The 17,139-nt window shown below is 65.1% G+C and carries 13 protein-coding genes; 6 read left to right on the top strand and 7 right to left on the bottom strand.

Going from position 1 to position 17,139, the window contains the following annotated elements; translation table 11 throughout:
- Nucleotides 1-158: 158 nt before the first annotated feature.
- From CXQ81_RS14835 to CXQ81_RS14810, 6 genes are all read left to right on the top strand, one after another.
- Nucleotides 159-698, top strand: a complete 540-nt coding sequence (locus CXQ81_RS14835) for a cysteine hydrolase family protein (RefSeq protein ID WP_101337634.1) — start codon at nt 159-161, stop codon at nt 696-698.
- 268 nt (nt 699-966) lie between these two features.
- Complete coding sequence (locus CXQ81_RS14830; protein WP_101337633.1) at nt 967-1,917, top strand: 2-hydroxyacid dehydrogenase; 951 nt, start codon at nt 967-969, stop codon at nt 1,915-1,917.
- Nucleotides 1,918-2,199: 282 nt separating this feature from the next.
- On the top strand, nt 2,200-3,267 hold the full coding sequence (locus CXQ81_RS14825; RefSeq protein ID WP_101337632.1) for a phosphotransferase family protein: 1,068 nt from the start codon (nt 2,200-2,202) through the stop codon (nt 3,265-3,267).
- 37 nt (nt 3,268-3,304) lie between these two features.
- Nucleotides 3,305-4,072 (top strand): SDR family oxidoreductase, encoded by a 768-nt coding sequence (locus CXQ81_RS14820; RefSeq protein ID WP_007923881.1) that lies wholly within the window; start codon nt 3,305-3,307, stop codon nt 4,070-4,072.
- Between the two features lie 503 nt (nt 4,073-4,575).
- On the top strand, nt 4,576-8,307 hold the full coding sequence (locus CXQ81_RS14815) for an autotransporter domain-containing protein (protein WP_101337631.1): 3,732 nt from the start codon (nt 4,576-4,578) through the stop codon (nt 8,305-8,307).
- A gap of 197 nt (nt 8,308-8,504) precedes the next feature.
- Entirely contained in the window at nt 8,505-9,611 is a 1,107-nt protein-coding gene (locus CXQ81_RS14810; protein WP_101337630.1) for a Gfo/Idh/MocA family protein, read from the top strand.
- A gap of 106 nt (nt 9,612-9,717) precedes the next feature.
- Here CXQ81_RS14810 and CXQ81_RS14805 read toward each other — a convergent pair whose 3' ends face one another.
- From CXQ81_RS14805 to CXQ81_RS14775, 7 genes are read right to left on the bottom strand one after another with little or no spacing between them, the layout of a single operon-like run.
- The gene (locus CXQ81_RS14805) at nt 9,718-11,154 is read right to left on the bottom strand and encodes an FAD/NAD(P)-binding protein (RefSeq protein WP_101337629.1); all 1,437 of its coding nucleotides are present in this window, start codon (nt 11,152-11,154) and stop codon (nt 9,718-9,720) included.
- A gap of 14 nt (nt 11,155-11,168) precedes the next feature.
- Entirely contained in the window at nt 11,169-11,936 is a 768-nt protein-coding gene (locus CXQ81_RS14800) for an ABC transporter ATP-binding protein (protein WP_007923885.1), read from the bottom strand.
- Between the two features lie 3 nt (nt 11,937-11,939).
- Nucleotides 11,940-13,280 (bottom strand): ABC transporter substrate-binding protein, encoded by a 1,341-nt coding sequence (locus CXQ81_RS14795; protein ID WP_101337628.1) that lies wholly within the window; start codon nt 13,278-13,280, stop codon nt 11,940-11,942.
- Nucleotides 13,281-13,305: 25 nt separating this feature from the next.
- Nucleotides 13,306-14,355, bottom strand: a complete 1,050-nt coding sequence (locus CXQ81_RS14790; RefSeq protein WP_101337627.1) for a branched-chain amino acid ABC transporter permease — start codon at nt 14,353-14,355, stop codon at nt 13,306-13,308.
- A gap of 4 nt (nt 14,356-14,359) precedes the next feature.
- Nucleotides 14,360-15,241 (bottom strand): branched-chain amino acid ABC transporter permease, encoded by an 882-nt coding sequence (locus CXQ81_RS14785; protein WP_101337626.1) that lies wholly within the window; start codon nt 15,239-15,241, stop codon nt 14,360-14,362.
- The gene (locus CXQ81_RS14780; protein ID WP_101337625.1) at nt 15,241-16,017 is read right to left on the bottom strand and encodes an ABC transporter ATP-binding protein; all 777 of its coding nucleotides are present in this window, start codon (nt 16,015-16,017) and stop codon (nt 15,241-15,243) included. The genes CXQ81_RS14785 and CXQ81_RS14780 overlap by 1 nt, the downstream gene beginning before the upstream one ends.
- Nucleotides 16,014-17,003, bottom strand: coding sequence for an AMP-binding protein (locus tag CXQ81_RS14775; RefSeq protein ID WP_101337624.1), 990 nt, complete (start codon nt 17,001-17,003; stop codon nt 16,014-16,016). The genes CXQ81_RS14780 and CXQ81_RS14775 overlap by 4 nt, the downstream gene beginning before the upstream one ends.
- Nucleotides 17,004-17,139 lie beyond the last annotated feature (136 nt).

Here is a 17,139-nt window from a genome sequence, read left to right as displayed (position 1 = left end):
TTCCCGCGCCACCTCACCCGCACGACCACCACGACCGCTTCCGGCGGGTCGTGTGGTCGCTGCATGAGCTGACAACAGCGCAGTCGAACCCAAGGCCCCGCCAGCAATGGACGGGGCCTTTTGTTTCTCCGTCCAGCTGGCTCACAAGGAGAAACACCATGCCGTCACCCCAGGCCCAGCGCCCCGCCCTGCTGATCGTCGACATGCAGGTCGGCCTGTTTCACGGACCAGAGCAGCCCTTCGAGGGGCAGCGCGTGCTCGACAATATCAACCAGTTGATCCACCGCGCCCGGCAGGCCGGCGCGCCGGTGATCGCCGTGCGCCATACCGGCCCGCAAGGCTCGCCCATCGCCGCCGGCAGCGCGCCGTGGCAACTGCTGGCGCAATTGCAGCTCGAGGCCGGCGATCGGCGGCTGGACAAAACCCGCCCCAATTGTTTTGTCGGCACCGGGCTGGCCGAACACCTGCGGGCGGCGCAGGTCGATGAGCTGGTGATCGTCGGCATGAAAACCCAGTACTGCATCGACGCCACCTGCCGCGCCGCCCTGGACCTGGGGTTCGCCGCCGTGCTGGCGGAGGATGCCCATACCTGCATGGACACCCCGGCGCTCCCGGCCCGGGCGATCATCGACCACCACAATGCGACCCTGGACGGCGCCTTTGTCCGGCGAGTGAAAACTGCTGATATTCGCTTCTGAATGCCCTCTTTGTAGGAGCAGTGTCAGGCACGCCGCTGCTTCTGTAGGAGCCAAGCTTGCTGGCGATCAGGCCCTCGAGGGCGGCGACGCTTTCCAGGCCGCGGTCGCGGGAAAAACCCGCGACCGCGCCTTGCCAAAGCGCCCTGCAATCCGCAATCTTGAGCCCTTGAGTGGTTTATCACGGTACAGCAGCTCCCTGAGCCGTACGCCGGTTGCCATCGCTGCGCCGTACGCCGTCCGTCCCTCTTCAGTCCTTCAGGAGACACGCATGCCCGCCACCGTTCTGGTCCTCGTCGAAACCATCAATGACTACCTGTGGATTCTGGAAAACCAGGGCTTCCACCTGATCCTCGCGCCGACGCCCAGCGAACGAGCGGCCGCCATCAGGGCCCATGCCGGGCAGATCAACGCGGTGCTCACCCGTGGTCCGCTGGGCCTGAGCGCCGAAGAAATCGCTGCCTTGCCGCACCTGGAAATCATCTGTGTGATCGGCGCCGGCTACGAGCAGGTCGACCTGCAGGCGGCGAGCAACCGTGGCATAGCGGTGAGCAACGGCGCCGGGGTCAACGCCTCGTCGGTGGCCGACCACGCCATGGCCCTGCTGCTGTCGCTGGTGCGTGACATCCCCCGCGCCGATGCCGCCGTGCGGCGTGGCGAATGGCCGAAAGTCATGCGCCCGTCCCTGGCCGGCAAGCGCCTGGGTGTCCTCGGCCTCGGCGCCGTCGGCCTGGCCATCGCCAAACGCTGCGCCAATGGCTTCGACATGAGCGTCAGCTACCACAACCGGCAGATCCGCAGCGACGTGCCCTACAGCTTCTGCCCGACCCCGACCGAACTGGCGCGGCACTCGGACTTCCTGGTGGTCGCCACGCCTGGCGGCATAGGCACTCGCCAGCTGATCGACAAAGCCGTGCTGCAGGCCCTGGGGCCGGAGGGTTTCCTGGTGAACATCGCCCGCGCCAGCGTGGTGAACACCGCCGACCTGCTGCAGGCCCTGGAGCAACGCAGCATCGCCGGCGCGGCCCTGGACGTATTCGACGACGAACCGCGGGTGCCGGATGCCTTGAAGACCCTGAACAATGTGGTGCTGACACCCCACGTCGCCGGGCTGTCGCCGGAAGCGACCCAGGCCACCGTGGAGCTGGTGGGCAAGAACCTCGTCGCCCACTTCAGCGGCCAGCCGCTGTTGACCCCCATCGCCCTGCCTGCCCCGAACTGAATCAGGCGCCGTGGCCACAGACGCCACGCAGACCATGCCCCGCGCTGGGCGCCTTCGGCGCTAGGCAGAAACGGTGCCGTGCGCCGCTCCGGTCGGAATGCTCATTCAGGCCCGGCGAACTGGACTAGAGTGAAGCCGGGCCCATTCAAACGCTTGTATCAAAAGCAATGATTGCCCGGCAACACGCTCACCTATAAAGGCCTGCGGCGATTGTGGCGCTCAGGTGGGCACATTAGATTAGCCAATAATCTCTGGCCTCCAGAATAAGCAGAAGGGATAAGCATGGCGCTTACTGACCAGTCCACCCGTACTCGCTCCGGCGAGGAACTCGATGCCAACCTGATCGATCCGTACCTCAAGGCGCATATTCCGGGCCTGACCGGCACCCCGCAGATCAGCCAGTTTCCGGGCGGCGCTTCGAACCTGACCTACCTGCTGGAATACCCGGGACAGGAATTCGTCCTGCGCCGCCCGCCCTTCGGCCACAAGGCCAAGTCGGCCCACGACATGGGCCGCGAATACCGCATCCTCAACCAGCTCAAGGACGGCTTTCCGTATTGCCCGAAAGCCTATGTGCACTGCACCGACGAATCGGTGATCGGCGCCGAGTTCTATGTGATGGAGCGGGTCAAGGGCATCATCCTGCGCTCCGACCTGCCGCCGGAGCTGGGTTTCGACGCGGCCAGGACCGAGGCCCTGTGCAAGAGCTTCATCGACAAGTTCGTCGAGCTGCACCGCGTCGACTACAAGGCCTGCGGCCTGAGCGACCTGGGCAAGCCCGAAGGTTACGTGCAACGCCAGATCAAGGGCTGGAGCGACCGCTACGAGAAAGCCCTGACCCCGGATGCGCCCAAGTGGGAAGCGGTCATGGCCTGGCTCAACGACAAGATGCCGGCCGATCACCCGACCTCCAGCATCGTGCACAACGACTACCGCTTCGACAACGTGATCCTCGACCCGGCCAACCCGATGCAGATCATCGGCGTGCTGGACTGGGAACTGACCACCCTGGGCGACCCGCTGATGGACCTGGGCAACACCCTGGCCTACTGGATCGAAGCGGGCGACCCGGCGCCGGTGCAACTGATGCGCCGCCAGCCGAGCAACGCCCCGGGCATGCTGAGCCGCCAGCAGTTCGTCGACTATTACGCCGAACGCGCCGGCATCCAGATCGGCAATTTCGACTTCTACTACACCTACGGCCTGTTCCGCCTGGCCGGCATCGTGCAACAGATCTACTACCGCTTCTTCCATGGCCAGACCCAGGACAAACGCTTCGCGCAGTTCATTCACATGAACAAGCTGCTGGAGCAGATGAGCCTGCAAGTCATCAAGAAATCCAGCCTCTGATCGTCCCGACGCGCCAGGCACACAATAAGGAAAAACCATGTCCAAGACTCAGTTGTTCGACCTCGACGGCAAGATCGCTTTCGTCTCCGGCGCCAGCCGCGGCATCGGTGAAGCCATCGCCAAGCTACTGGCCCAGCAAGGCGCCCATGTGATCGTCTCGAGCCGCAAGCTCGAAGGCTGCCAGCATGTGGCCGACGCCATCGTCGCCGCCGGCGGCAAGGCCACCGCCATCGCCTGCCATATCGGCGAGATGGAGCAGATCAGCCAGGTGTTCGCCGGCATCCGCGAACAGTTCGGGCGCCTGGACATCCTGGTCAACAACGCCGCCACCAACCCGCAGTTCTGCAACGTGCTGGACACTGACCTGGGCGCCTTCCAGAAGACCGTCGACGTGAACATCCGCGGCTACTTCTTCATGTCGGTGGAAGCCGGCAAGCTGATGCGCGACAACGGCGGCGGCAGCATCATCAACGTGGCCTCGATCAACGGCGTGTCCCCCGGCATCTTCCAGGGCATCTACTCGGTGACCAAGGCCGCGGTGATCAACATGACCAAGGTCTTCGCCAAGGAATGCGCGCAGTTCGGCATCCGCTGCAACGCCCTGCTGCCGGGCCTGACCGACACCAAGTTCGCCTCGGCGCTGGTGAAGAACGACGCCATCCTCAAGACCGCCCTGGCGCAGATCCCCCTCAAGCGCGTGGCCGACCCGAGCGAAATGGCCGGCGCCGTGCTCTACCTGGCCAGCGACGCCTCGAGCTACACCACGGGCGTATCGCTGAATGTGGACGGCGGTTTCCTGTCCTGATCGACCTTCGCCGTACAACAAAGGCAGCCTGCGGGCTGCCTTTTTATTGCCCGGCACCCACACCTCGCCCCCAACCTTTCTCAAACAGAAAACCAAACCTGTCACAGTTCTGGTATCAAGCTCGTAGCACTCTATAAATATTTTGTTACAAGCTCATTTGTCATGCTATAACCCTCTCGCAGTTATTTTTCTGCAACACCACTCATATGAAAAACCATTGTTTGAAAACAGCGGAGGTCGATGTGTGTCTTAAAGAAAAACAACTTGAGGATCAACAACTGACCATTCGTTGATTGTCGACTTCTTAATATGTACCACCTAGTGAGTATCAAGCGATACAGTAACGATAACCGAAACTGAACTCCCTATTGCTCAGTAAAAACAATAAACACACCACGTGCTTCTAAACAGCACCTTTGTTTCAGCCCGTCATTTAAACCCTGCCTATTACAAGAGATCGAAACATCAGTTTCGACCAAGGACATATCTCAAGGAAAAGGAACATGGACGTAGCAGGTATCGATTCAGACAAACGCAGCAACCGCTTAAAACCAGCTTCCCTGAGCCCTGTCGCAATGGCCATCGCCTTGTGGCTGGGTCAGGGCCAGATGGCTCTGGCAGATAATCCGCCCACCGGCTCGCCCTATACACCCCAAGTCTTGGAGGCTGCGTTCAGGAAAGCCGCTGCGTCATTCGCGCCGGGTACCGCCGTGTATACCAACTTGCGTTTTGGTGTAGGCAATACCCTGGACCTGGCAGCCAAAGAGTTTGCCGCACAATCGACAAAGTTCGACTCGTTGCTCCAGCAGAACTACGAGTTGCAGACGGAAAACCTGTCGATCAGTGCAATGCTCGGCGATACGAGCAAGCCACTTGATTACAACAACAATCTGGATCGCTATAAAAGCCGCCTGTTCAGCAACTCCGGCCGTTATACCCAGAACATATTCGACTTCGCCAAAGCAATCATTGCCAACCTGCCGGCAGCCCAACCTTATACCTATATAGAGCCGGGCGTGGCCACGGACCTGCACAAACAACTCAATGCCGGACAGTCATGGTCCGCCGCGACCGGCAACTGGAGCAATAACGCGCAAACCTGGAAGACTCCGGAAGCTCAGGTCAACTCCGGCCTGGACCGGACCAACGCCTATTACGCCTATGCCCTGGGTATCACCGGGAAAGGGGTAAACGTCGGCGTGCTGGACTCGGGCATCCTCAGTGAACATTCGGAATTCCAGGGCAAGAACGCCACAGGCGAAAACCGTGTGCAGGCAGTCACCTCTACCGGCGAATACTACGCAACCCATCCGCGCTATCGGTTGGAGGTGCCTGCCGGCGAGTTCCACAAAGGTGAGCACTTCAGTATTGCGGGTGAGTACGACCCAAGCTTCAACGACGGCCACGGCACGGAAATGTCCGGAGTACTGGCGGCCAGTCGCAATGGTACCGGCATGCACGGCATCGCTTTCGACGCCAATCTGTTCGTGGCCAACACCGGCGGCAGCGACAACGACCGTTATCAAGGCTCCAACGACCTCGACTACAACGCCTTCATGGCCAGCTACGACGCGCTGGCGGCGAAAAAAGTGTCGATCGTCAACCAGAGCTGGGGGCAGAACTCGCGTAATGACGTAGAGAACCACTTCGGCACTGTCGGCGACAGCCCGGAGGCTATCCTCAGGGACATGACCGCCGCCTACCAGCCGTTCTGGGACAAGGCCCACGCGGGCCAGAAGACCTGGATGGATGCCATGGCCGACGCCGGCCGGCAGTACTCGTTCATCCAGATCATCTCCGCCGGCAACGACAGCCATGGCGCCAACCCGGACACCAACGCCAACCTCCCCTATTTCAAGCCGGACCTGGAATCCAAGTGGCTGTCCATCACCGGTTATGACGAGAGCGGCGCCCAGGTCTACAACCGCTGCGGCACTTCCAAGTGGTGGTGCGTCATGGGGGTTTCCGGCATTCCGTCCGCAGGGCCGGAAGGCGAGATCATCCCCAACGCCAACGGCACCTCGGCGGCCGCCCCCAGCGTTTCCGGCGCCCTGGCCCTGGTGATCCAGCGCTTTCCCTACATGACCGCGAGCCAGGCCCGCGATGTCTTGCTGACCACCTCCACCCTGCAAACCCCGGACGACCCCGACACCCCGGTCGGCGACCGGACGGGCGGACGCACCTACGACAACCTGCAACCGGTGCACGACGCTGCTCCCGGCACCCCGCAGGTGCCAGGGGTGGTCAACGGCTGGGGCCTGCCCAACCTGAAAAAGGCCATGCAGGGCCCGGGACAGTTCGTCGGTGCACTGGCCGTGGCGCTGCCCGCCGGCACCCGCGATATCTGGGCCAACGACATCTCCGACGAAGCGATCCGTGCCCGACGCAGCGAAGACGCTGCCGAACAGGCCACCTGGAGCGCGATCAAGCAGCACAAAGGCTGGGTCAACGGTCTACCGGCCGGGGCCTCGGCGGACGATCAATTCCAGTACGAGATCGGCATGGCCCGGGAACAGGCAACGCTGACCCGCGGCCTGGACCCGCTGACCGGCCAGACCTATGTCGGCAGCCTGACAAAGTCCGGGGATGGGGAACTGGTACTCGACGGCCAGAGCAGCTATTCGGGCAGTACCTGGGTCCGTGGCGGCAAGCTCTCGGTGGACGGCAGATTGACCTCCAGCGTGACGGTCGATGGCAGCGCCGTGGGCACCGTCGATGCCAATAACCAGGTGGTCACCCGTATCGGCGGCACCCTGGCGGGTAACGGCAGCATCGGCACCCTGCTGGTGAACAACGGCGGTACCGTGGCCCCCGGCCATTCGGTCGGCACCCTGCACACCGGCGACGTCACGTTCAACCCGGGTTCGGTGTACGCGGTGGAAGTCGCCGCCAACGGGCAGACCGACACCATCCAGAGCACGGGCGTGGCTACTCTCAACGGCGGACAGGTCACCCTCTCCATGGAAAACAGCCCCAACCTGCTGTCTGCGGCCCAGGCCAGCAGCTACCTGGGCCAGCAGTTCAACATCCTCAGCGCCAGCCTGGGTATCAACGGCCAGTTCGCTTCCGTCGCCCCCAGTTTCTTGTTCCTCGACACCCGCCTGAACTACCAGCCGAACCAGCTGAACCTGGGCATCTACCGCAACCAGACCGCGTTCGCCAGCGTAGCCTTGACCCGTAACGAGCGTGCCGTCGCCAGCGCCATCGACACATTGAGCGCAGGTAATCCGGTGTACGAGAGCATCCTGGCCTCCGACTCGGCGGAACTGGCGCGACAAGCCTTCAACCAGCTCGATGGCCAGGTGCACTCCGACATCGCCGCTGCGCAGATCGCTGACAGCCGTTACCTGCGCGACGCAGTCAACGGCCGCCTGCAACAGGCTCAGGTCCTGGATACCGATATGGATATCCAGGCCAGCAGCAATGGTGGCTGGGTGCAATTGCTCGGCGGCCACAGGCAAGTCGACGCCGATCACAACGCCACGCGCTACAGCACTTCCACCACCGGCGTCCTGCTCGGCCTGGACACCGACGTCGGCGATGGCTGGCGCGTCGGTGCGGCAACCGGCTACACCAGGACCGATCTGAACGGCGCCTCCAGGACTTCCGCCGACAGCGACAACTATCACCTGTCGATCTATGGCGGCAAACGTTTCGACAGCATCGCCCTGCGCCTCGGCGGAGCCACCACCTGGCACCGCTTCGACACTTCCCGTGACGTGACGTACGGCAACCAGTCGAGCCATGAAAAAGCCAACTACAACGCGCGTACCGATCAGGTGTTCGGCGAAATCGGCTACACCCGGTGGGCGGCTTTCGAGCCCTTCGCCAACCTCAGCTACATCAACTTCCAGAACGACTCGTTCAAGGAACGCGGCGGTGCAGCAGCCTTGCATGGCAGCAAGCAAAGCCAGGACGCCACGCTCTCGACCCTTGGCCTGCGAGGTCATACGCAATTGCCGGTGAGCGCCACCCGCTCGGTGACCTTGCGTGGCGAGCTGGGCTGGGAACACCAGTACGGCAACCTGGATCGTGAAACCTCATTGAAATTTGCCGGCAGTGCGGCGGCCTTTGCGGTGAACGGCGTGCCGGTGTCTCGCGATGGCGCGGTGGTCAAGGCCGCTGCGGAAATGGCCATGAGCAAAGACACCCTGGTGTCGCTGAACTACACCGGGCTGGTGTCCGGTCATGGCGGTGGCAGCTCGGTCAACCTGGGGTTCACCTTCCAGTTCTGACCCTGCTCAGGTGATCGGCCCATGGGTGCAATGACTGTTCATTGCACCCTTTTTTATTTGCGCCCTTCGGCTTTTCCCGGCCGGGTTGCCGAGCAGCAGCGGCGCGCTGCTGAAAATTTATTCCATAGATTGCAATTACGGAATTTTTATTCCATAAAGAGCACTCCTTACAACAACAATTCTGCAAGGGGTCGGCGATGGGTGAACTGGGAATAGGCTTGATCGGCACGGGCTTCATGGGCCGGGCCCATGCGTTGGCGTTCCGTAATGTCAGCGCGGTGTTCGAGTTGCCGGTGCGCCTGCACCTGGCAGCGCTGGCCGATGCCGACCGCCAGCGCGCCGAGCACTGTGCCGCGGCCTGGGGTTTTGCCCAGGCCCACGGCGACTGGCAACGGCTGATCGACGACCCCAGGGTCGACCTGGTGGCGATCACCACGCCCAATCACCTGCACTTCCCCATGGCCATGGCCGCCCTGAAGGCCGGCAAGGCGGTGTACTGCGAGAAGCCCCTGGCGGTCAGCGTCGAACAGGCGCAGCAAATGCAGCACGCGGCCCAGGCCGCCGGGGTAGTCACCCGGGTCGGCTACAACTACCAGCACAACCCGATGATCGTGCAGGCCAAGGCGCTGATCGACAGCGGCGAACTGGGGCAGATCGTCAGCTTCCAGGGCGAGTTCAGCGAAGACTTCATGGCCGACCCGGCCTCGCCCTTCTCCTGGCGCTGCGATCCGCAGCACGCCGGTGGCGCCCTGGCCGACCTGGGCAGCCACCTGCTGGCCATGGCGCGTTATCTGCTGGGCGAGGTCGAGGCGGTCTGCGCCGACAGCCAGACCGTGCACCACCAACGCCCGGCCAGCGCCGGCAGCCAGGAGCAGCGCCCGATCGCCGTGGACGACCAGGCCCATGCTCTGCTGCGTTTCGCCAGCGGTGCCCGCGGTACGTTCAGCAGCAGCTGGCTCAAGCACGGCTACAAGAACCACCTGAGTTTCGAGATCAGCGGCACTCGCGGCACCCTGGCCTTCGACCAGGAACGTCTCAATGAACTGCGCCTGTACCGTGCCGGTGATAGCGGCTTCCAGCGCCTGCTGGCCGGGCCTGCCCTGCCCGGCTACGCCGCCTTCAGCCCGGCCCCGGGGCATCAACTGGGCTACAACGAGCTCAAGACCCTGGAGGTCCATGAGCTGATCATGGCGCTGGGCGGCCAGGGGCAAGGCGGGACGGATTTCGCCGAGGCCTGGCAGGTCGAGCGCCTGGCGGCGGCGATTCGCCTTGCCGCCGCCGAACAGCGCTGGGTGACCCTGTAGCCGCTGCTGAGCCAAGGCGAAGCTGCGAAAAGGTCCGCAGGACCTTGCTTGGCGGCCTCAGGATCGCGGCGTCTGCTGCGCAGCCGTTCGCAGCCTGCGGCAGCGGCTACAAGGGTAATGCCGCTAGGCGTGCGGCCAGAGCCTTGGCCTGGCTGGCCACGTCGGTCACCGCGGTGCTTTCCCACCACATGCCGCGCAACGGCGGGCCCATGGCGAACAGCCGGCGGGCAACCTGCCCTTCGCCATCCACCACCGCGCCAGCGGCGTCGGCCCAAATTCCCAGGGCCAGCGGCCCCGGCGTGATCAGGCCACGGGCCAGCAGCTGCTGCGGCAACGGCCGGGCGACCCGGCGCCAGTCGTATTCGATGCCGCTGGAGTTGATCAGCGCATCCCCCGCGACCCAGCGGGTTTGCGCTTCGCCGCGGCGACGGATGCCAATCGCCAGGCGCCCATCCGCCGAAGGCTCCAGGCCCTTGAACGAGGCCGCCTGGATGCGCAACCGCCCTTCCCCGTGCAAACGCGCCACCAGCTCGGCGCTCAGCGGCGGCGAACGGTGGTGATGGCTTTCCCACCACGGCCGCACATGGCGCACGAACTGCCGGCGCTGCACGTCCGTGGCCTGGCTCCACAAGCGCCCGATATGGGCGCGCACCGTGTCCAGCGGCGCCTGCCAGTCCACGCCATCCGCCAGCGCCTGGCGACATTGCCGACGCAGCTCGCGCAGCAACTGGCGCGGGCTGCGCAGGCTGGGATCCTCGGCGAGGAAGTCGACCCAGGCCGGTGGCTGGCGCCGCACATGGGGCAACAGGCCGTGGCGCGAGAACACCTCGATCGGCCCGCGATGCCCGGCCTGCTCCAGGGACACCACGGCGTCGACCATGGTCAGCCCGGAGCCAATGATCAGCACCGTGGCCTGCGGGTCGAGCCGGCTCATGGCCGAAACGTCCCAGGGATCCAGCGCGGCGGCGTTGAGACCGCTGGATTGAGTCTGCGGCGTGCGTGCCGCCGGGAACATGCCGGTGGCCAGCACGGCAAAGGCGCCGCGTAGTTGCTGGCCGTCGTTGAGGGTCAGCCAGGCACCCTCGGCGTCGGCCTGCAAGTCCACCACCTCGGCGCGCACATGCGCCACCGTCGAACCCTGCGAGGCGCCAATCGCCTGGGCCTCGGCCAGCCGCTGCTGGACATACAGGCCGAAGATTCCGCGCGGAGGAAACAGCTCGCTGATGGGCACAGGCTGCTGCTTCGATTCCGGCCAGCCGCCGGCGGCGATGTAATCGCTCAGCCATTGAGTCAGGTCGTCGGCGTTGTCTGGGTCGACGCTCATGCGCGCGGCGTTGCCGTTCAGGGTGTGGCCCAGCTCGACAGCGCTGTAGGCCTCGCCGCGCCCCAGCTCGCTGCGCGGCTCGATCACCAGCACCTGGCGCCGGCCCGGCAGGCGCAGCAGTTGGGCGGCGAGCAAGGCGCCACTCAGGCCGCCGCCGACGATCAGCACATCGGCATCACGGGTGGCGCCGCTCGCCTGTCCGTTGGGTGTTTGGCTCATGGGGTTCTCACGGTTCAGTGCCTGCCTAGGTAGAAGTCCTGCAGATCGCCCCGGGCCAGCAGTTCATCGGTGGTGCCGGACCAGGCCACGCGCCCGGTGTCGAGCACGTAGGCCCTGGAGGCGTACTTGAGCGCCACATTAATGTTTTGTTCGGCGATCAGGAAGCTCACCCGCGCCTCGCGATTGAGTTGCGCGACGATTTCGAAAATCTCCTGGACGATGATCGGCGCCAGGCCCATGGACGGCTCGTCCAGCAGCACCAGGCGCGGCCGGGTCATCAGCGCGCGGCCGAGGGCGACCATCTGCTGCTCGCCGCCCGAAGTCAGGCCGGCGCGGGTGCCGCGCCTGGTCTTCAGGCGCGGGAACCAGGCGTAGATGCGTTCCAGGTCGGCGGCCAGTTCCCGGCGGCTCAAGCCACGGACAAAACCGCCGCTGCGCAGGTTGTCCTCCACCGTCAGCTGCGGGAACACATGGCGCCCCTCCAGCACATGGACCATGCCCTGGCGCACCCGCTGGCTGGGATCGACGCCGGCGCTGTCCTGGCCGAGAAAGGCGATCGAGCCCCGGCTGACCTCGGCCCGCTCGGCGCGCAGCAGCCCGGAGATCGCCTTGAGGCTGGTGCTCTTGCCGGCGCCGTTGGCCCCCAGCAAGGCGACTATGCCGCCCTCGGGCACGCTCAGGGAGACCCCGGCCACCGCGAGAATCGCACCGTCGTAGATCACCTCGATATCGCGCACCTGCAACAGGTCGTCGGCCGTGGCGGCCGGAGCGGTCTGGCTCATGCTTCATTCATCCCCGGTGCAGCTGCGTGGCGTGAGGTTCTTCTCCTTGGCGAAGGCCGCTGACTTCTCGTCGATCAGCGGCCGCAGCAAGGCGCGGTCGGCGGCGATCCAGTCGCTGATCAGGGTCCAGTGGGCGCCGTCCCACTGCTGCACCCGCGCCGAACCGCCGCCCTCGTGATCGCGGCAGGACAGCTTGAGGTTCTGCATCAACCCCAGGTAACCCATGTCCTTGAGCCGGGCGTCGTCGATGTTCAGGTGCTCCAGGCCCCAGCGGCCTTCTTCGCCATTGAGCGGGCGCTGGCCGAACTTGCCCTGGGCGGTGCGGATCGCCTCGACCGCCACCGCGGCGTTCACCAGCCCGGAGTTGTAGTACACGCTGCCGAAGTTCTTCAGGTCCGCAAGGTCGCTCTTGCCCTGGTCGAGGATGTGTTGCTTGAGGCGTCGGTGGATGTCGAAATCGCTTCCCGCCGGATAAGGCGTCAGCGCCAGGTAGCCTTTGGCCGCCGCGCCGGCCGGCAATACGTCTTCGCTGGAGCTGGCCCAGATGTCGCCGATGATGTGGTCCACCGGGAAGCCGAAGCGCGCGGCGGTCTTCACCGCCACCGGGGTCGAGACGCCCCAGGTGCGCAGGAACACCCAGTCGGGGTTCTGCTGGCGCACCTGGCGCCATTGCGCCGACTGCTCGTTACCCGGATCGGCCACCGGGATCTGGATGTTCTCGAAGCCGTATTTTTCCGCCAGCAGCTTCAGCGGGCCGAGGGTTTCCCGGCCATAGGCCGAATCGTGGTAGACCGTGGCGATCTTCTTGCCCTTGAGCTTGTCGAAGCCGCCCTCGCGCTCGGCGATGTAGTTCACCAGGGTCGACGCCTCGCTGTAGAAGGTCAGCATCACCGGAAAGTTATAGGGAAACACCGTGCCGTCGGTGGCTTCGGTACGGCCGTAACCCAGGGTGATCAGCGGGATCTTGTCGACCTCGGCGCGCTCGCTCAGGGCATAGGCCGCCGGTGCGCCGTTGGGCTGGTAGACCGCCACCGGTGCGCCATCCAGGCCGTTCTTGAAGCGCTCGTAGCACTCAATGCCCTTCTCCGCCGTCCACTCGGTCTCGCACTCCTGCCAGACCAGCTTGACCCCGTTGATCCCGCCTTCCACCTGATTGATGTAGTTCAGGTAGTCGATCATGCCGGCCCACACCTGCACCCCGCTGGAGGCATAGGCGCCGACCCGGTAAGTGGCCAGCGGAAAGAACTGCTGGTCCGCCGCGGCCTGCGCCACGGGCGCCGCGCCGCCGAGGATCGCCAGCGCCACCGCGACGCCGGCCAGGGAACGTTTCAAGGATGCACGCATATTTTTCTCTACTCAGGAGTGGAATTCAGAAACGCAGCGGCCAGTGGCCCAGCCGTTGCCGGAGATTGCCCAGCAGGCGGACCAGGCCCTCCGGCTCCTTGATCAGGAACAGGATGATCAGCACGCCGAAGATGATTTTCTGCAGGTTCTGCAACTGCCCGGCATCCACCGCACCGCCCGACAGGGCTTGTCCGGCGTGGCTCAACAGGATCGGCAGCAGGCTGATAAAGGCCGCGCCGACGAAGTTGCCAGCCACGCTGCCCATGCCGCCGATAATGATGATGAACAGGATCTGGAACGAACGATTGATATCGAAGCTGCTGGCGCTGGCGGTGCCCAGGTAGGCGAAGGCCCACAGGGCGCCGGCGATGCCCAGGTAGAAGGAACTGACGGCGAACGCCAGGCGCTTGTAGCGCGCCACCGGAATGCCGATCACCGCCGCCGCGGTGTCCATGTCGCGAATCGCCATCCAGTTGCGCCCGACCTGGCTGCGCACCAGGTTCAATGCGACCCAGGTCAACAGCAGCACGCAGGCCAGGGTCAGCAGGTAACGCCCGACCGGGGTATTGAGGTCATGGCCGAACAGGCTCAGGCGGGGCGCCGAAATGGTCCCGGAGGAGCCGTAGTTGTAGAACCAGGGAAACTTGACGAACAGCCACTCCAGGAAGAACTGCGCCGCCAGGGTGGTGACCATCAGGTAGAAGCCCTTGATCCGCGAACTGGGCAGGCCGAACAGCCAGCCCACCGCCGCGCTGATCAAGCCACCGCCGAGCAGCGCCAGGGGCAGGCCCAGCTCCGGCAGGCGCAGCAGGAACCCGTAGGTGGCGAAGGCTCCGACCGCCATGAAGCCGGCGGCGCCGACCGAGGTCTGGCCGGTGTAGCCGGTGAGCAGGTTGAGGCCGAGCCCTGCCAGGGACAGCACCAGGAACGGGATCAGAATGGCGTTGAGCCAATAGTCGTTGCCCACCAGGGGCACGCCGACCAGGGCCAGCAACAGCAGGCCGCCCAGGCCCCAGGGCAGGCGGCGCGGGATCAACAGCACAGGCGCGGTGGCCTGGCTCAGGGGGATGGACATGGGTTCAGACTCGCTCGATGGCGCGCTCGCCGAACAGGCCGGCGGGACGGATATAAAGGAAGGCCAGGGCCAGCACATAGGCGAACCAGGGAGTAATGCCGCCGCCGATCAACGGGCCGATGTAGACCTCGGCCAGATTCTCCGCGGCGCCGACGATCAGCCCGCCGACTATCGCCCCGCCGATCGAGGTGAAGCCGCCGATGATCAGCACCGGCAAAGCCTTGAGCACCACCAGCGACAGCGAGAACTGCACGCCCTGGCGCGCGCCCCAGAGCAGCCCGGCCACCAGCCCGACGATGCCGGCCACGGCCCAGACGATCTGCCAGATGCGGTTGAGGTTGATGCCGATCGACAGCGCGGCCGTGGTGTCGTCCGCCACCGCTCGCAGCGACACGCCGATCCGGATCTTGTTGAACAGCAGCGCCAGCACCGTCACCAGCACCACGGCGGTGGCCGCGGCGATCAGGTCGAACTGGCTGAGCATCAGCGGCCCGAGGAACAGCGGCACGTCGTCGATGCCCAGGTCCAGCGCCCTGACCTGGGAGCCCATCAGCCCCTGGGCCAGGCCTTCGATGATGAACGACAGGCCCAGGGTGGCCATGAACAGGGTGATCTGCGAACGATTGACCAGCGGCCGCAGCACCAGCCGCTCGATCAGCCAGGCGCCGGCGATCATCACCAGCACCGTCGCCAGCAGCGCCAGGACAAAGGGCACGCCCTGGTCGTGCAGGCTGACGAAGGTCAGCGCGGCGAACAGCAACATCGCGCCCTGGGCGAAATTGAACACACCGCTGGCCTTGTAGATCAGCACGAAGCCGATGGCCACCAGCGAATACAGGGTGCCGGCCAGCAGGCCGCCGAGCAGGGTTTCGAAAAAAAAGCTCATCAGTGCACCACCCCCAGGTAGGCGGCGATCACCTTGGGGTCGGCCTGCACTTCGGCCGGGGTGCCGTCGCCGACCTTGCGCCCGTAGTCCAGCACCACCACATGGTCGGACAGGTCCATGACCACGTTCATATCGTGCTCGATCAGCACCACCGTGGTGCCGAGGTCGCGATTGATGTCGGCGATGAAACGCGCCATGTCCTGTTTTTCCTCGGCGTTCATCCCGGCCATGGGCTCGTCCAGCAGCAACAGGCTGGGCCCGGCGATCAGGGCCCGGCCCAGCTCGACGCGCTTTTGCAGGCCGTAGGCCAGGTTGCCCACCGGCACATCGCGCTGCGCCTGCAACTCGAGGAACTCGAGAATGCCCTGGGCCAGTTGCCGATGAGCCTCGGCCTCGCGCCGCGCCCGGGGCAGCCCCAGGGCCTGTTCGATAAAGCGGGCGCGGGTGTGCCGCGACAGGCCGCTGAGCAGGTTGTCGATCACGCTCATCTTCTTGAACAGCGCGTTGTTCTGGAACGTCCGGCCAATCCCTCGGCGCGCCGCCTGCAAGGGGTCGATGCGCTGGAACGCTTCGCGGTCGAAGACAATCGAGCCGGCGTCGAAGCGATAGACGCCATTGAGGATATTGAGCAAGGAGCTCTTGCCGGCGCCGTTGGGCCCGATCAGCGCGCAGATCTCGCCGCGCGCGACCGCGAAGGACAGCTGGTTGATCGCCTTCACCCCCTTGAACGACAGGGAGATGGCATTGACTTGCAGGATGGGGTCGGCGGCGCTCATGCGATATTCCGTTTGAATTCGGCCAGCCACACCGGCGCCGAAGGTGTCGAGGGGTTGCCGGGGGCCTGCCAGATGTAATCCAGGCGCTGGAACCCCAGGAGCCGGCGCACCCGGTTCTTCAGCAGCCGTTGCAGGGGGCGGTGCGGCTGGGCAATGGCCCAGTCGCACAGGCGGCGGCGCCAACTGCCCACGGGCGCCAGGCGGCTTTCGATGTCGTCGGCCAGGCGTTGCAGGCAAGGCCCCGAGAGCAGCAGGCCGCTGGGGGCGACATCGCGGCGGTCGCGGACGGCCGAACCGCGGCTTTCCGGGAAGGCCAGGCTATGGCCGCTGTGCAGCCACTGGTGCAGCAAGACCCTCAGGCCTTCCGGCCATTGCGTGCCCTCCTCGCTCCACAGCTGCGCGGCATGGGCCGGATGCCGCCAGTGGTTCTGGCGCTGGGGCTTTTCCCGGCTGCCGAGCAGGTCGCTGAAGGCCAGCACCGGCTGGCGCGAACCTTCCGGCAGGCGCGGAACAGGTTGATGGGCAATCAACAATTGCGGGGCCATGCTGCTTTCGCCGGCGGCGACCCAGCGCAGCAGTTGCTGGCGCGAATGCACGAAGGCATGGCTGGGGCGCAGGTTCCACAGGGCCTGGCGCAGGGCTTGCGGGTCGAGCTCGTCGCTCAGGGTCAGCACCTGGCCGCCCACCCGTTGCGCGGCCAGGGCCAGGAGCAGCAGGTTGGGCTCGAACAGGCCGCTCAACGCCAGTCGCGAGCCTTCGTCGAAACCCTGTTGGCGCAGGCCGTCGGCCAGGCGCTCGACATCCCGCGCGGCATCGATCCAGCGCCAGTTGTACCAATGGCCGTGGCGCTTGTGACGCAACGCGCTGGCCAGCGGGCTGACCTGCGCCCAGTGCTGCAACAGCTCCAGGGCCGCGGGCAGCAGCACAGTGTTTTCCGGTGTTCGCGCGTCCGCCGGGGGCGAACGCTTGAGTTCATGCACGCTCATGGACTGACCTCGATTCCTTGGGCAAAAGCGTGCGGTGGTCCGCTGGCCGGTTTTTGGGTTTGCACTGCACCTGTAGCCGCTGCCGCAGGCTGCGATCGACCGACAGGTCGTGACGATCACACTGACGCTGAAGGTC

The sequence above is a fragment of the Pseudomonas sp. 09C 129 genome (assembly GCF_002843625.1).
Lineage (GTDB): Bacteria > Pseudomonadota > Gammaproteobacteria > Pseudomonadales > Pseudomonadaceae > Aquipseudomonas > Aquipseudomonas chlororaphis.
This window is presented reverse-complemented; position numbering and strand designations above follow the sequence as displayed.

What these genes read in the sequence shown, in the direction of transcription:
- CXQ81_RS14785 (WP_101337626.1), bottom strand. Translation starts at nt 15,241, where the DNA reads ATGAGCTTTTTTTTCGAAACCCTGCTCGGCGGCCTGCTGGCCGGCACC.
- CXQ81_RS14780 (WP_101337625.1), bottom strand. Translation starts at nt 16,017, where the DNA reads ATGAGCGCCGCCGACCCCATCCTGCAAGTCAATGCCATCTCCCTGTCG.
- CXQ81_RS14805 (WP_101337629.1), bottom strand. Translation starts at nt 11,154, where the DNA reads ATGAGCCAAACACCCAACGGACAGGCGAGCGGCGCCACCCGTGATGCC.
- CXQ81_RS14790 (WP_101337627.1), bottom strand. Translation starts at nt 14,355, where the DNA reads ATGTCCATCCCCCTGAGCCAGGCCACCGCGCCTGTGCTGTTGATCCCG.
- CXQ81_RS14775 (WP_101337624.1), bottom strand. Translation starts at nt 17,003, where the DNA reads ATGAGCGTGCATGAACTCAAGCGTTCGCCCCCGGCGGACGCGCGAACA.
- CXQ81_RS14825 (WP_101337632.1), top strand. Translation starts at nt 2,200, where the DNA reads ATGGCGCTTACTGACCAGTCCACCCGTACTCGCTCCGGCGAGGAACTC.
- CXQ81_RS14800 (WP_007923885.1), bottom strand. Translation starts at nt 11,936, where the DNA reads ATGAGCCAGACCGCTCCGGCCGCCACGGCCGACGACCTGTTGCAGGTG.
- CXQ81_RS14835 (WP_101337634.1), top strand. Translation starts at nt 159, where the DNA reads ATGCCGTCACCCCAGGCCCAGCGCCCCGCCCTGCTGATCGTCGACATG.
- CXQ81_RS14830 (WP_101337633.1), top strand. Translation starts at nt 967, where the DNA reads ATGCCCGCCACCGTTCTGGTCCTCGTCGAAACCATCAATGACTACCTG.
- CXQ81_RS14815 (WP_101337631.1), top strand. Translation starts at nt 4,576, where the DNA reads ATGGACGTAGCAGGTATCGATTCAGACAAACGCAGCAACCGCTTAAAA.
- CXQ81_RS14810 (WP_101337630.1), top strand. Translation starts at nt 8,505, where the DNA reads ATGGGTGAACTGGGAATAGGCTTGATCGGCACGGGCTTCATGGGCCGG.
- CXQ81_RS14795 (WP_101337628.1), bottom strand. Translation starts at nt 13,280, where the DNA reads ATGCGTGCATCCTTGAAACGTTCCCTGGCCGGCGTCGCGGTGGCGCTG.
- CXQ81_RS14820 (WP_007923881.1), top strand. Translation starts at nt 3,305, where the DNA reads ATGTCCAAGACTCAGTTGTTCGACCTCGACGGCAAGATCGCTTTCGTC.